The 12,888-nt window shown below is 65.9% G+C and carries 14 protein-coding genes; 8 read left to right on the top strand and 6 right to left on the bottom strand.

The annotated features are described in order from the left end of the window. Together VFW69_RS07930 and VFW69_RS07925 are read left to right on the top strand one after the other, a co-directional pair. On the top strand, positions 1–505 hold a 505-nt coding region (locus VFW69_RS07930; RefSeq protein ID WP_526499900.1), incomplete at its 5' end, for an Rv3169 family protein. A 207-nt stretch (positions 506–712) separates the two neighbouring features. After that, complete coding sequence (locus tag VFW69_RS07925) at positions 713–2,059, top strand: flavin monoamine oxidase family protein (RefSeq protein WP_526499898.1); 1,347 nt, start codon at positions 713–715, stop codon at positions 2,057–2,059. On the opposite strand, the gene VFW69_RS07920 is transcribed toward VFW69_RS07925, so the two are convergent. The 5 genes from VFW69_RS07920 to VFW69_RS07900 all read right to left on the bottom strand — a co-directional run bounded on the left by VFW69_RS07920 (position 2,054) and on the right by VFW69_RS07900 (position 7,054). Further along, positions 2,054–3,019 carry an alpha/beta fold hydrolase gene (locus VFW69_RS07920; RefSeq protein WP_526499896.1) on the bottom strand — a complete coding sequence of 322 codons (966 nt, stop codon included), beginning with the start codon at positions 3,017–3,019 and terminating at the stop codon, positions 2,054–2,056. The genes VFW69_RS07925 and VFW69_RS07920 overlap by 6 nt on opposite strands. A 144-nt stretch (positions 3,020–3,163) precedes the next feature. Next, positions 3,164–4,252, bottom strand: a complete 1,089-nt coding sequence (locus tag VFW69_RS07915) for a helix-turn-helix transcriptional regulator (protein WP_526499894.1) — start codon at positions 4,250–4,252, stop codon at positions 3,164–3,166. Positions 4,253–4,291: 39 nt separating this feature from the next. Further along, positions 4,292–5,467: a glycosyltransferase gene (locus tag VFW69_RS07910; RefSeq protein ID WP_526499892.1), complete on the bottom strand. Its 1,176-nt coding sequence runs from the start codon at positions 5,465–5,467 to the stop codon at positions 4,292–4,294. 406 nt (positions 5,468–5,873) lie between these two features. Further along, on the bottom strand, positions 5,874–6,632 hold the full coding sequence (locus VFW69_RS07905) for an STAS domain-containing protein (RefSeq protein WP_526499890.1): 759 nt from the start codon (positions 6,630–6,632) through the stop codon (positions 5,874–5,876). Positions 6,633–6,637: 5 nt separating this feature from the next. Further along, on the bottom strand, positions 6,638–7,054 hold the full coding sequence (locus VFW69_RS07900) for a chemotaxis protein CheB (RefSeq protein WP_526499888.1): 417 nt from the start codon (positions 7,052–7,054) through the stop codon (positions 6,638–6,640). A 101-nt stretch (positions 7,055–7,155) separates the two neighbouring features. Here VFW69_RS07900 and VFW69_RS07895 point away from each other — a divergent pair, with 101 nt between their 5' ends. Both VFW69_RS07895 and VFW69_RS07890 read left to right on the top strand, forming a co-directional pair. Further along, positions 7,156–9,258 (top strand): catalase, encoded by a 2,103-nt coding sequence (locus tag VFW69_RS07895; protein ID WP_526499886.1) that lies wholly within the window; start codon positions 7,156–7,158, stop codon positions 9,256–9,258. Between the two features lie 72 nt (positions 9,259–9,330). Further along, positions 9,331–9,588: a DUF7218 family protein gene (locus tag VFW69_RS07890; protein WP_526499884.1), complete on the top strand. Its 258-nt coding sequence runs from the start codon at positions 9,331–9,333 to the stop codon at positions 9,586–9,588. Here VFW69_RS07890 and VFW69_RS07885 read toward each other — a convergent pair. After that, positions 9,582–10,160, bottom strand: coding sequence for a nucleotidyltransferase (locus tag VFW69_RS07885; protein ID WP_526499882.1), 579 nt, complete (start codon positions 10,158–10,160; stop codon positions 9,582–9,584). The two genes, VFW69_RS07890 and VFW69_RS07885, sit on opposite strands and share 7 nt — an antisense overlap. Before the next feature lie 91 nt (positions 10,161–10,251). Here VFW69_RS07885 and VFW69_RS07880 point away from each other — a divergent pair, with 91 nt between their 5' ends. The 4 genes from VFW69_RS07880 to VFW69_RS07865 all read left to right on the top strand — a co-directional run. After that, a complete protein-coding gene (locus VFW69_RS07880) occupies positions 10,252–10,971 on the top strand; it encodes a glycosyltransferase family 2 protein (protein ID WP_526499879.1) in 720 nt (239 codons plus the stop codon). After that, positions 10,968–11,921: an acyl-CoA dehydrogenase family protein gene (locus VFW69_RS07875; RefSeq protein WP_526499877.1), complete on the top strand. Its 954-nt coding sequence runs from the start codon at positions 10,968–10,970 to the stop codon at positions 11,919–11,921. The genes VFW69_RS07880 and VFW69_RS07875 overlap by 4 nt, the downstream gene beginning before the upstream one ends. Beyond that, on the top strand, positions 11,918–12,691 hold the full coding sequence (locus VFW69_RS07870) for a PIG-L deacetylase family protein (RefSeq protein WP_526499875.1): 774 nt from the start codon (positions 11,918–11,920) through the stop codon (positions 12,689–12,691). Before VFW69_RS07875 ends, VFW69_RS07870 begins: the two co-directional genes overlap by 4 nt. Further along, positions 12,688–12,888 (top strand): SAM-dependent methyltransferase (locus VFW69_RS07865; RefSeq protein ID WP_526499873.1); only part of this gene is annotated, 201 nt, incomplete at its 3' end. The genes VFW69_RS07870 and VFW69_RS07865, both read left to right, overlap by 4 nt.

The raw sequence follows: 12,888 nt of genomic DNA, 5'->3' as shown, positions 1-12,888 counted from the left end.
GATGGCGTTCGACGACTTCGCGATCTGCCTGATCATCCAGGAGGAGCCCAACGGGTTCCGCAGCCTCAACGACTGCACCCGGATCTGGCGCGACGGCCGCGTCGAGCAGTTGGGCTGGCCGCGGGTCAAGATCCATTACCGCTCCGGCACCCGCATCCCGACCGGCGCGACCATCGACGCCACCGCCCCCGACGCCACCCCGGTGCACTTCGATGTGGAGTCCAAGCTGCCGGTGCCCATTCACGTCGGCGGCGGCTACGGCGGCGACTCCGACTGGATACACGGCACCTGGAAGGGCGAGAAGTTCGCCGAGCGCCTGACCTACGACATGACCGATCCGGCGATCATCGGCCGAGCGGGCTTCGGCGTGATCGACCATGTCGGCCGCGCCGTCTGCCGTGACGGCGACGGCGAGCCGGTCGAGGGCTGGGGCCTCTACGAGCACGGCGCGTTGGGGCGGCACGACCCGTCCGGATTCAAAGACTGGCTGACGGTCGCGCCGTAGCCAGGTCAACGATCGCGCCGTAGCCAAATCAACGCCGCGGCCGGTACCCCGCGCGCCGGGGTGATCGTCAAGCGGTAGCTGCCCGACCGCCCCCAGCCGTTGGCCTGGGTGGATTGCGGCGGCTGCCCGGGCACGCGGCCCCGGCGACACTCCCTTAGCTTGCACAATTTGCCGTGAAAACCGTAGAAATGCGGTTCACTAGACCGCGTGCCAAAACCCCCGCGGATTGTCGACGTCGTCGTGGTCGGTGCGGGCTTTGCCGGACTCGCCGCGGCGCGCGAGCTGTCTCAACAAGGCCACGACGTGGTGGTTTTCGAGGGCCGTGACCGAGTCGGTGGACGGTCGCTGACCGGCAGCGTCGCCGGATTGCCGGCCGATCTGGGCGGCACTTTCGTCGGGCCGACCCAGGACGCCGTTTTGGCGATGGCGGCCGAACTCGACGTCCCGACCACCCCGACGCACCACGACGGTAAAAACCTCATCCGTTGGCGCGGCTGGACGCACGCGTATCACGGCACCATTCCCAAGCTTTCGCTGACCGGGCTGCTTGACATCGGTCGGTTGCGGTGGCAGTTCGACAGGATCGCTCGCAGTATCCCGCTGGCGGCGCCGTGGGATGCCCGCCGCGCCCACGAACTCGACGGCCTATCGCTCGGCGGCTGGTTGCGCTCGGTGCGCGCGACCGCTTCGTCGCATGACCTGCTGGCGATCGTGGCGCGGGTGACGTGGGGTTGTGAACCCGACGATGTGTCGATGCTGCACGCCGCCCGCTACGCGCATGCGGCCGGCGGCCTGGACCGGCTGCTCGACGTCGAGGACGGTGCCCAACAGGACCGCTTCCCCGGTGGCACGCAACAGATTGCGGAAGCCGCGGCCGCCGAACTGGGTACCCGGGTGCTGCTCAACGCCCCGGTCCGCCGAATAGAGCGCCACGGCGCGGGCGTCACCATTACGACCGATCTCGGCGAGACCGAGGCCGGATTTGTCATCGTCGCGATCCCGCCTGCCCATCGCGCCTCGATCGAGTTCACTCCCCCGCTGCCCGCCGAGTACGAGCAACTCACCAGGCATTGGCCGCAGGGCCGGCTCAGCAAGGCGTACGCGGCCTATTCCACGCCGTTCTGGCGGACCAACGGATTTTCCGGGCAGGCGCTATCCGACGATGGTCCCGTCTTCATCACTTTCGACGTCAGTCCGCACCCCGACGGCCCCGGCATCCTGATGGGTTTTGTCGACGCCCGCGCGTTCGACTCGCTCCCGAGCGATCAGCGCCGCCGCGACGCATTGCGCTGCTTCGCAACGCTTTTCGGCGATGACGCGCTCAAACCCCTAGACTATGTCGATCATCGTTGGGGGGTGGAGGAATTCGCGCCCGGCGGCCCCACCGCCGCGGTGCCGCCGGGTTCGTGGACGCGGTTCGGGCCGTGGTTGCGCGAACCGGTCGGGCCGATTCATTGGGCCGGCACCGAAACGGCCGACGAGTGGACCGGGTTCCTCGACGGGGCGATCCGCTCCGGGCAGCGCGCCGCCGCCGAGATCACCGCCCTGCTATGAGCTGATTCGGCGGGTGGCCGCGTTGTGGACCGCCATTTCAGCGAGTCCGCGCAACTGGCGATTCACCTCGCGCGGGTGTTCCAGCATCGAGCAGTGACCGCCGGGCAGTTCAACCAGCTCGATCAGGTTGGGTGCGGTGCGTGCGATCCTGCGGGACTGGCTGATCGGGGTCAACCGGTCGCGCTGGCCGCCGATGACCAACGTCGGCACGGTCAGCCCGTCCAGATCGAGATACCGAGACCCCAATGACGTGACCAGCGCCCTCGCACAGCCGGCCCGTCCCGCCGGTGACGTCTTCTCGAAGAGCTCGCAGACGAGCCTGGCGATACTCGGGTCGGCGTCTCGTCCAGTAGCCAGCATCGCCACCACATACCGGCTCGGCATACGGGCGGCACCCGGAACCGGGAACCCACCGAACGCGTTGATCAGGGCGCGCCCGGCGAGAACTCGGGCCGGCGACAAGCCGTAGGGCGCCGGCAGCAGTTGCACCTTCCGGATCAGATCACCGGTGGTGGTGTTGATCAGCGCGACGGCGTCGGCGCGCCGGGGAACCTTGTGGCGGTAGCGCTCAGACCACGCGGCGATGGTGATGCCACCCATCGAGTGACCCGCCACCACGGCCCGTTCGTGCGGTGCCAGGGTCGCATCCAGCACCGAATCCAAGTCGGAGGCAAGGTGTTTGAGGCTGTAATCCGTGCGCCGTGGCACGCCACTTCGTCCGTGGCCGCGGTGATCGAAGGCGATCACCCGGTAGTCGTTGGACAGGTCGGCGATCTGATATGCCCACGCCCGGATCGCGCAGGTGATGCCGTGCGTCAACACAATCGGATAACCGTCGGACGGCCCGAACACCTCCGCGTGCAGCCGGGTGCCGTCGGCCGCCCGGACCGTCACGGATTTACTCGGCGGCAGCTGGTCGGGGAACGGGTCAACCAGACGAGCCGATCGTCGAGCACTCATTACCGCTCCCCCCTCGAACGCGGCCCCATTGCCGCAGCTAAGGATGAGACGATTTTATGCCTAAGTTCGGTCCGTTTTTGGCAAATCCGGCAAACGATTCTTATGAAATGCTTAGACCTGACCCGTCCTTCTCGACGATCAGGACTATGAGGCTTGCTGCCTCAGCGTGGTGTGCGGGCTCTGGCCGTAGGTCTGCCGGTACAACACCGCGAATCGGCCGGTATGCGCGAACCCCCACCGCAGAGCGATTTCGGTCACTGTCGAGGCGGGGGTTGTCGCGGTCAGCAGTTCTTGATGGGCGTGGCTGAGCCGGACACGACGCATGTACTCCGTCGGCGTCGTGTCGAGCTGCCGGCGGAATAGGTACTGGACCGCCCGGGGCGTCAGATGCACCGCGTCGGCGACATCGTTGATGCCGATGTCCTCGGCGTTGTGGCGGTGGATGAAAGACACCGCCTCCTTGAGGGTTTCGGGCAGCGCGAGATCACTGGCCGGGTCTTGCTCGGCGAGGTTGGACGGGTAGCATTCGAGCAGGGCACCGGCCAGCAGGCTGGCCATCCCCGCGGCGATCAGCGGCTGCTGGGCGGTGTCGGCGGAGGCCAACGTCAGGACCGCATAATCCAGCGCTCGGTGCCAAGCTCGCACGGCCGCGCGGGAACGCGGCCGCCAATTCACGAACTGAGTCTGCTGCCCTAACGACGTATGCCAATCCGTAGCAACTTTGTTCAGCACGTCAGCCTCGACGGTCACCACATCGAAACGTGCGCCATTGCAGTGCAATACGCCCGGCATGCCGTGGGCAACGAGAATCGGGAAGTCGGCCGTCGCCACGGGCCCGCCCGCGATGCTCAACGATCCCGCGCGCGGCTGGATCACCACGATGGTGTCGGTCGCCGGGATCTCGAGGGTTAGGCGCCCCTGGATCATCACCTCGTCGACCGTCATCGAGCCGGCATCACTGCGCCGGTGTGACACCGCGGCGTGGTTCGTAAGCCCGGAGACTCGCCAGGCCGGCTGGTAGGCGCCGGCGAAGAATCGGCGTGCCGCCTGTGCATCGGTAGTACGAAATTGCTTGTACTGCACCGTGACCGGATGGCAACCCTGTTCTGACTCACGTCCGAGTACCGGCCGGGCGGGGCAGTAGTGGGACCCAGTCCCGTCAGTCGGCTCGCCGGCGAACCCCACGGCCGGCCCGGGAGGCTTGCTGCCGACCCCGCTCGTCATGGCGGTCATGGCCGACCTGGAAGAAAGACCGCGGACGCACGCATCGCGTCACCGCACCGCCGTCGATGCTGAACTCGTCGATGTCTGATCGTGCGGCCCGACGGTCCGGTATATATTCGATGCGTCGAGCGCAATCCGTTGCCACGCGAAGCGCGAGATGGCGTGGCTGCGACCCGACGAGCCCATGCTGTCGGACTGAAAGCGCTGGCAGAGAAGCCTTCTCGTCGCCGCGGCCAAGCCGACGGGGTTCTCAGGCGGCACCACGAGACCGGTGATGTCATCGAGGACGATGTCGGCCAAGACGCCCACGCTGGCCGCGACCACCGCCACCCCACTCGCCATGGCCTGTAACACGGTGGTGGCGCGTGGTGGCCGCCGAGGAGTGCATATCACGACGTCGGCGGACCGGATCAACTTCGGCAGTTCGTCATCGGCGACCGTGCCGGCAAAGCGGACGCGGTCGGCCATACCCAGTTGCACAGCGAGATGCTGCAGCCGAGTCCGCGCCGCATTGTGGTCGCCGTTCGTGCCGTCACTCTCCGCGACCACCAGCTCTGCACCACGCACCTTGGGCAAAGCGCGGATCGCGATGTCGATTCCGTTGTACCACAACGGATTTGGCGTTACGCACAGAATTCGATGAAGCCCGCTGCGCGACGCTGTCGGGCCGGTGGGGGTGTAGCGCTCGGCGTCCACGCCGCACGTCAAGGCGGACACACTGGACCGACGGTGCCGCAGTCGGGCCAGCGCATCGACATCGTCGCTGCTCTCGCCCGTCACCCAGCTCGCGCTGCGCGCTAACAGGTGCTCGAAGCGCTCGCGTTCGAGGCGTTCGGCCCCGGCATGGCCTCGTGATGTCGCGGCCAGTCCCATGAAGGTCTGCACGGTCGGGATACGTCGGCGGCGAGCGGCCAATTGAGCGGCCAACCCGCCCATCAAGCCGTATGCGTGCACGACATCGGGTGGCTCCGTTGACCAGATCCGCTCCAGTGCCGCCGCCCAGTCCCCCACATAGGGCAGCACGTCGGCGGGCGATGCCGCTTTGTGCGGGCCGACCGGAACCGAGACCCGGCGGTAGTTGCCCGCCGCGGCCGCCTGTGCAGAACGTCGGCTAGCTCGTCGTAGGCACACCGTGACATCGTGTCCGTGCGCCGCTAACGCTGCGCCCAGCTGCTCTGGGTCCCCCCCGACGACGTCGTCGCCGCTGACAACTGCAACCCTCAACCGCAATACCCTCCGCGCATCGCCCGTCTGCCAACATCAGGTGGCATACCCTGCCCGGTAATCGCGAAACGGTTTGGACGGCCACTCGCAGCCTGGTCCGGGCTTCGTCGGCTGGTCCTCAGTTAAGTGGTGAACGGCGATCGTCCGGCGTTGCTCGCGGTCAGGGTTATGGCCAGCGGCCTGCGCGGTGAAGACTTGCGTAGGTGGCGGGGGCAACGGGGCGAGGCCCTGGCGTTGCGCTGGTGGCCCTGCCGGCGTCGGCGGGCGGGCTGGAAGCGCTGTCGACGGTATTGCGGGATTTGCCCATTAACTTCGTTCCGGGCTGCCGTCCTGGTCAACAGCACGTGGGTTCCATACAGGTCCGTCGATAAGGGTTTACCGAAGGACTCGAACACTACCCGCGGGGTCAGAACTGGTTTTCTCGGCCGATCAGTGCCCACACCGTTTTACCCGACGATGTCGGAAGGGCACCCCACGTCCGGCACAGGGCGGCGGCAATGGCCAACCCGGAGACGATGTCGGCCCCGAATTCGCTATCTTCGTGCCGCCCGGGCAGGTGAGAACTGTTGTCCTCGACCGCGACGGTGACAGTGTCTTCGTAGGTCTCGACGATCAACACCGGGGCGCTCTCCGTGTGGTCGAGAACGTTCTCCACGAACACGGTGGCCAAGGTGGCCGCGAGCGGAATCACCTCACGGATGTCCCATTGAGTGAGCCGTTCGGCGATCACACTGCGCGCAATCTGGAGGCTGCTGATGTTTCGTGCCAGGCTGGTGCGGGCCCGGCGCCGAATCCGCATGGACTGGCTCGCCACGGCGTCCAGGGCAAGCTCCCGGGTGGAAAGTATTGGCACGTATCTTGTGACGCCGACATCGCTGATCTCGCGGCGCACCTGCGGCTCGGCGCATACCAGCAGGATCGGCACGTCGGGCCAAACGCTGACATGCCAGCGAGCGCTGGTGAACACCGTCCAGGCCGACGAGGACAGCGCATGCAAGCCCTTGATTTCGACGATCACCGCGGGCGGCTCGTCGATCGCGGCCTTGATGACGGCGTCGCGGACGGTTCGATAGGTGGAGCTGTCCAGCACGCCCGCGACCGCCAGGATCGGAAGGGCCTGGTGCGACTCCTGGTGGATCTGGACAGCGGGATTGACGTCATCCATCGGGATCACTTCGTTGCTGCGCAGTGCTCGACAAGCCGGTCTCTGAGCAGGGTCAGCACGCGTTCGGTTTCCTCCGCGATCGCCGCGTAGCGCCGGAACAGCAACCCGGTTCCGGCTTTGCCGGCGATGTCGCGGCCCAGCCGTGCCTTTTCCTGCAGGCTTCGCACCACAATCCACATCGCCCCCTCGGGCTCGGTGTCCCGCGCGCTGAGTTGGGCCTCGGCCGTCCAGGCATGGCCTACATCGATGATGCGGGCCAGGATGCTGGGCGCGCCCGCGGGCACGCGCAGCACTATCAGGTAGGCGTACGGCACGTCCGGAGATAACCCGGCGGCAACGTTGTCAAGCGCTTCGACTCCGCCGGCTGACGCGCCAATCGCTACGACACCTTGCAGGGCGCCAACGTCAGCCGTCTGAATCACCGCTTTCGACTACCCCCATCGATGGGGGGTAATCCGGTGGCCGTTGAATACCGGCGCGTTCGCGCCGTTTGCGCGGGTTGGCCGGTGGTAACCCCAACGGAATGGCCACTGATCAGAATCCCAAGCAACGCGATCTGGAGCCGGCCCGGTTCCGTCGCGACACCGGATACCTGACCACTCAGCAGGGCGTCCGCGTCGATCACACCGACGATTCGCTGACCGTTGGAGAACGGGGACCGACACTGCTGGAGGACTTCCACGCCCGCGAGAAAATCACCCACTTCGACCACGAGCGCATCCCGGAACGCGTAGTGCACGCGCGCGGAGCCGGTGCCTACGGCTACTTCGAGCCGTATGACGACTGGCTGGCCGATTACACCGCGGCGAAGTTCCTGACCAGCCCGGGTGTCCAGACCCCGGTGTTCGTCCGGTTCTCCACGGTAGCCGGGTCGCGCGGATCGGCCGACACGGTCCGCGACGTGCGCGGCTTTGCCACCAAGTTCTATACCGAACAAGGCAATTACGACCTGGTGGGCAACAACTTCCCGGTGTTCTTCATCCAGGACGGCATCAAGTTCCCCGACTTTGTGCACGCGGTGAAACCCGAGCCGCACAACGAGATTCCGCAGGCGCAGTCGGCGCACGACACCCTGTGGGACTTCGTGTCGCTGCAGCCCGAGACCCTGCACACCATCATGTGGCTGATGTCGGACCGGGCGTTGCCGCGCAGCTACCGCATGATGCAGGGCTTCGGAGTGCACACCTTCCGACTGGTAAACACCAGCGGTGAAGGCACTTTCGTGAAGTTCCACTGGAAGCCGCGGCTCGGTGTGCACTCACTGATCTGGGACGAATGCCAGAAAATCGCCGGCAAGGACCCCGATTACAATCGCCGCGATCTGTGGGAGGCGATCGAGTCGGGCCAGTACCCGGAGTGGGAGTTGGGCGTGCAGCTTGTCGCCGAGTCGGACGAGTTCAAATTCGACTTCGATCTTCTGGACGCGACGAAGATCATTCCCGAGGAACAGGTTCCGGTTCGGCCGGTGGGCAAGATGGTGCTGAATCGCAACCCGGACAACTTCTTCGCCGAGACCGAGCAGGTGGCATTCCACACGGCCAACGTCGTGCCGGGCATCGATTTCACCAACGATCCGCTGCTGCAGTTCCGCAACTTCTCCTATCTGGACACGCAACTGATCCGCTTGGGCGGTCCCAACTTTGCTCAGCTGCCGATCAATCGGCCGGTGGCCGAGGTCCGGACCAACCAGCACGACGGCTACGGACAGCACACGATCCCGCAAGGCCGCACCAGTTACTTCAAGAACAGCATCGGCGGCGGCTGCCCGGCCCTGGCCGACGAGAACGTTTTCCGCCACTACAGCGAGCGGCTGGATGGGCAGGCAATGCGCAAGCGCGCCAAGTCGTTTGAGAATCACTACAGCCAAGCGCGCATGTTCTGGCAGAGCATGTCGCCGGTCGAAGCCGAACACATCGTCGCCGCCTTTGCCTTCGAGCTCGGCAAGGTCGAGATGCCCGAGATCCGTTCGGCCGTCGTGGAACAACTCGCGCGGGTCGACGGCGGGCTGGCCGCCCAGGTGGCGGCCAAGCTTGGTCTGCCCGAGCCGCCCGAGGAGCCGGTAGACGACACGGTGTCCGCGTCACCGGCGCTGTCCCAAATCGGTGTCAGCGACACCATCGCTTCGCGCAAGATCGCGGTCCTGGCCGCCGATGGTGTCGATGTGGTGGGGACACAACGCTTCATCGAGCAGATGGGTGAACGCGGTGCGATGGTCGAGGTGTTGGCCCCGGTCGCCGGCGGCACTTTGGAGGGCGGATCCGGCGGCGAGCTCCCTGTTGACCGATCATTCACGACGATGGCGTCGGTGCTCTACGACGCCGTCGTGGTGGCGTGCGGGCCGCGGTCCGTAGCGACCCTGTCCGATGATGGCTACGCCGTGCACTTCGTGACCGAGGCCTACAAACATCTGAAGCCGATCGGCGCCTATGGGGCGGGCGTTGACCTGCTGCGCACCGCCGGTATCACGAACCGCCTCGCCGATGACACCGACGTTCTCAACGATCAATCCGTCATCACCACCACGGCCGCAGCCGATGAGTTGCCGGACCGCTTTGTCGAGGAATTCGCTGCCGCTCTCGCCCGGCACCGTTGCTGGGAGCGGCGCACAGGCCCGGTTCCCGCCTAGGACGTGGTTTTTTCTGCGCCCGAGTCGGGCACTCGGAGAATTAGGACGTCTCATCGTGGAGGAGGATCAACTATGCCGCGTTCGTCAATCAAGAACGAGAAGTTATACCAGGATTTGCGCAAGAAGGGCGACTCCAAGGAAAAGGCCGCGCGGATTTCGAACGCGGCGGCCGGACAGGGTAAGTCGAAGGTCGCCCGCAAGGGCGGGAAATCCGGGTCTTACCAGGACTGGACCGTGACGGAACTCAAGAAGCGCGCCAAAGAGCTTGGCATGTCAGGCTATTCGAGCCTGACCAAAGACAAATTGGTTGCCAAACTGCGTAATCACTGACTCGTCAAGCCGAGTCGCTCGACCAGCACCAGAAAAGCGACCGCGTAGTCGTTATCGGCGGTCTGCGTCCGGATTCCATTCCAATCCAGCCGTTCGCGTACCGCACGCACGGCCGGCAGTAATTTGGCGAAGTCGCAATGGTGCTCTCCCAGGGAACGTAGCTGCTGGACCAGCACCATGGTGGGAGGCAACACCGGCATGCGGATTGCCAGCACGTCTTGTTGCTCGGCTCGGTCCAAGGTGTCCGCATCAACGGGCACGCCGTTGATGCGGTGTAGAACATCGACGAGCACGCTGCCTGCGCGGGCCTTGAACAGCCAGTCCTCCGGGGGGCGTTCGATGACGAACCCCGCGTCGGCTAGGGCTGTGACGGCGGCCTCCACATCTGTCTCCGCTACCACCAAGTCCACATCGTGGCTCGGTTCGGGTGCGCCGTAAGCCCATAGGGCATAACTGCCTGCCAAGGCGAAGCGTGGCCCCTTCTCCTTGAGCGCCGATGCCGCGCTGCGCAGCGCATCTCGCAATTGCGTGGCGCAGCCGGATACCTCGATGTGGGGGTCGGTGCCTGCCATGGTGCATAGGTCATACCCGGCCCGTCGTGGGAGCAACCTGGCACGGCGGCCATGCTCGTTTAACTTGTGGCCAATTGGGAAATCTGCGGTTATGTCAACCGCCGCCGTGCCATGCGCCTATGACACTGCCGCCGTAGTGATCCCCGCCCACAACGAGCGTGCAAAGCTGCCGGCCTGTCTGCGCACGGTGCTGACTGCCGCCTTGTGTGCGCCGCTTCCCGTCACGATCGTGGTGGTCCTGGACGGCAGCGACGACGGCAGCGACGAGCTAGCCGGACAGTACGGCCCCGATGTGCACTTCATCAGCGTCGACGTGCACAACGTCGGCACGGCCCGGGCGGTCGGCTTCGGCTATGCCGGTTCACTTTTGGGTAACTGCGTCAGGAGCTGGTTCGCCACCACCGATGCAGACAGTCGAGTGGACCCGGCCTGGTTGGTCCATCAACTCGGCGTTAGTGCGGACATGGTCCTGGGCGTGGTGCGCGTCACCGACTGGCGTCACCACAACGCCGATGTCGTCGACCGCTACATGCGGCGCTATGAGGGCGAAGATGACGGCGACCACAACCACGTTCACGGCGCCAACATGGGCTTCAGCGCCCGGGCATATTGGCGCGTCGGCGGCTTCCACACCTTGCCAACCGGCGAGGATGTCGACTTGGTCGAGCGGTTCGAAGCCGCCGGCTACCGCATTCATCGAGACACCGAATTGTCGGTGATCACATCGGCGCGAACCCGGGCTCGGGCACCTTTGGGATTCGCTCATCACCTCAGGCAGATGGGGAGAACGGTGGCGGGTGATTGCGTGTGACGGCGGGGTTGGTTCAGCACTGGCTGGAGTCCGGTCGACTCGAGTTACCGCTGCCCGCCTCGGGTCGGACGGCCGAACGCTGGCACCGGCTGGCACAGCTGGCCGAAGACAACATTGTTGCGGCCAGAATCGCGGAGGCCCACGTCGATGCCGTCGCGATACTTCACGAGTTGGGCGGTAAGCCGCCCGAACCGGGACAGCTGTGGGGTGTGTGGGCGGCCGAGGCCCCCGATGCGGTACTGACCGCTACCGACACTGACGGTGCGTTCACGCTGAACGGCACCAAGGTGTGGTGCTCTGGTGCGGGGTTCTGCACCCATGCGCTGGTGACCGCGCGGCTCCTCGACGGAACACGCTGCCTGTTCGCGGTGACCGCGACCGACCCGGCGGTCAAGGCGTTGCCCAGCACCTGGTGGAACGCCGGGATGGCCGGCAGCGACACCCGGCCGGTCCAGTTCACCAACGCCCAGGCCGTCGCCGTGGGCGATCCCGGAGACTATCTATCCAGGCCCGGGTTCTGGCACGGCGCCATCGGCGTGGCCGCCTGTTGGCTCGGCGGTGCCCGCAGGGTCGCCGATCCGCTATATCGCTGCGCGGCAAGCCAGTCGGCCGATGCATACTCGGTGGCACATTTGGGCGCCGTGGATGCCGCACTGGCGGCCGGCGACGCGATCCTGGCCGCAGCGGCGAGTCAGGTCGACGATGACCCGTTCGACAAGTCAGGTAGGGCGCAACTGCTGGCCCGTCGCGTCCGCACGGTAGTGGAACACGCGGTCGACGAAGCCATCACCCGCACCGGACGCGCTTTGGGCCCCGGCCCGCTGTGTCAGGATGGCCGGCACGCGCAACGGGTCGCCGACCTGAGCATCTACATCCGGCAAAGCCACGCCGAGCGGGATCTGGCCGAGCTCGGACGGCTGGCGGGTCGGCAGGCGATGAGGGCCCCATGAAAACCCTTCCGGCAGGCAACTGTGCGCGGTTTGCGGGCAAGCCGCTGACGCACGGCGGGACTCCAGCCCCGTTGTGGCTGGCCGCTTTCGGGGATAGGCCCTTGTCAACCCTGGATCTAAGGGAGTGCCCACAGTTGATCGTGGTGGCCCCGCACCCCGACGACGAAACTCTGGGCTTGGGCGCGACGATCGCACAACTGACCGCGACGGGAGTTCCAGTACAGGTGGTGTCAGTCAGCGATGGCGGTGCCGCGCACCCTGGCGCGTCGGCTTCGGACCGCCTGCGAATGGAAACCACTCGCAGGTACGAATTGCGAAGGGCTACTGGACTTTTAGGAGCCCCTCCTCAGATATCGCTGGGTTTGCCGGACGGTGAGCTGACCGACTACGAGGACCGCATCACCGAGAGGCTGACAGAAATCCTCGAGGCTGCAAGCGGTGCAACCTGGTGCGCGGCGACGTGGCGGGGCGACGGCCATCCGGACCACGAGGCAGTGGGACGAGCGGCCTCGGCCGCATGTGCGCGCACCGGCGCCACGCTGCTGGAATACCCAGTGTGGATGTGGCACTGGGCGCTTCCGGCCGACCAGGCTGTGCCGTGGGACCAGGCGTGTTCCCTGCCCGCACCCGGCTGGGCGACGGAGCGCAAGCGCCGCGCCGCCCATTTCTATCGAAGTCAGTTCGAGCCCAATGGAAGCCAATCGGCGCCGATCTTGCCGGGCTATGTGCTTCCGCGACTGCTCGCGGTGGGCGAGGTCGTATTCCGGTGACCGCACGGCTGCCTGACGCCTACTTCGACAAGATGTATGTCGGCACCGAAGATCCTTGGCAGCTGTCGACGCGGTGGTACGAACAACGCAAGTACGCGATCACGCTTGGGCTACTGCCGCAACGCCGCTACGGACACGGATTCGAGCCGGGCTGCTCGATTGGGACACTTACCGCACAGCTGGCAGAGCGCTGTGAC

It is taken from the genome of Mycobacterium sp., from assembly GCF_036273375.1.
Taxonomy (GTDB): Bacteria; Actinomycetota; Actinomycetes; order Mycobacteriales; family Mycobacteriaceae; genus Mycobacterium.
Note: the sequence above shows the minus strand (reverse complement) of the source record. Positions and strands in the feature narration are given on the sequence as shown.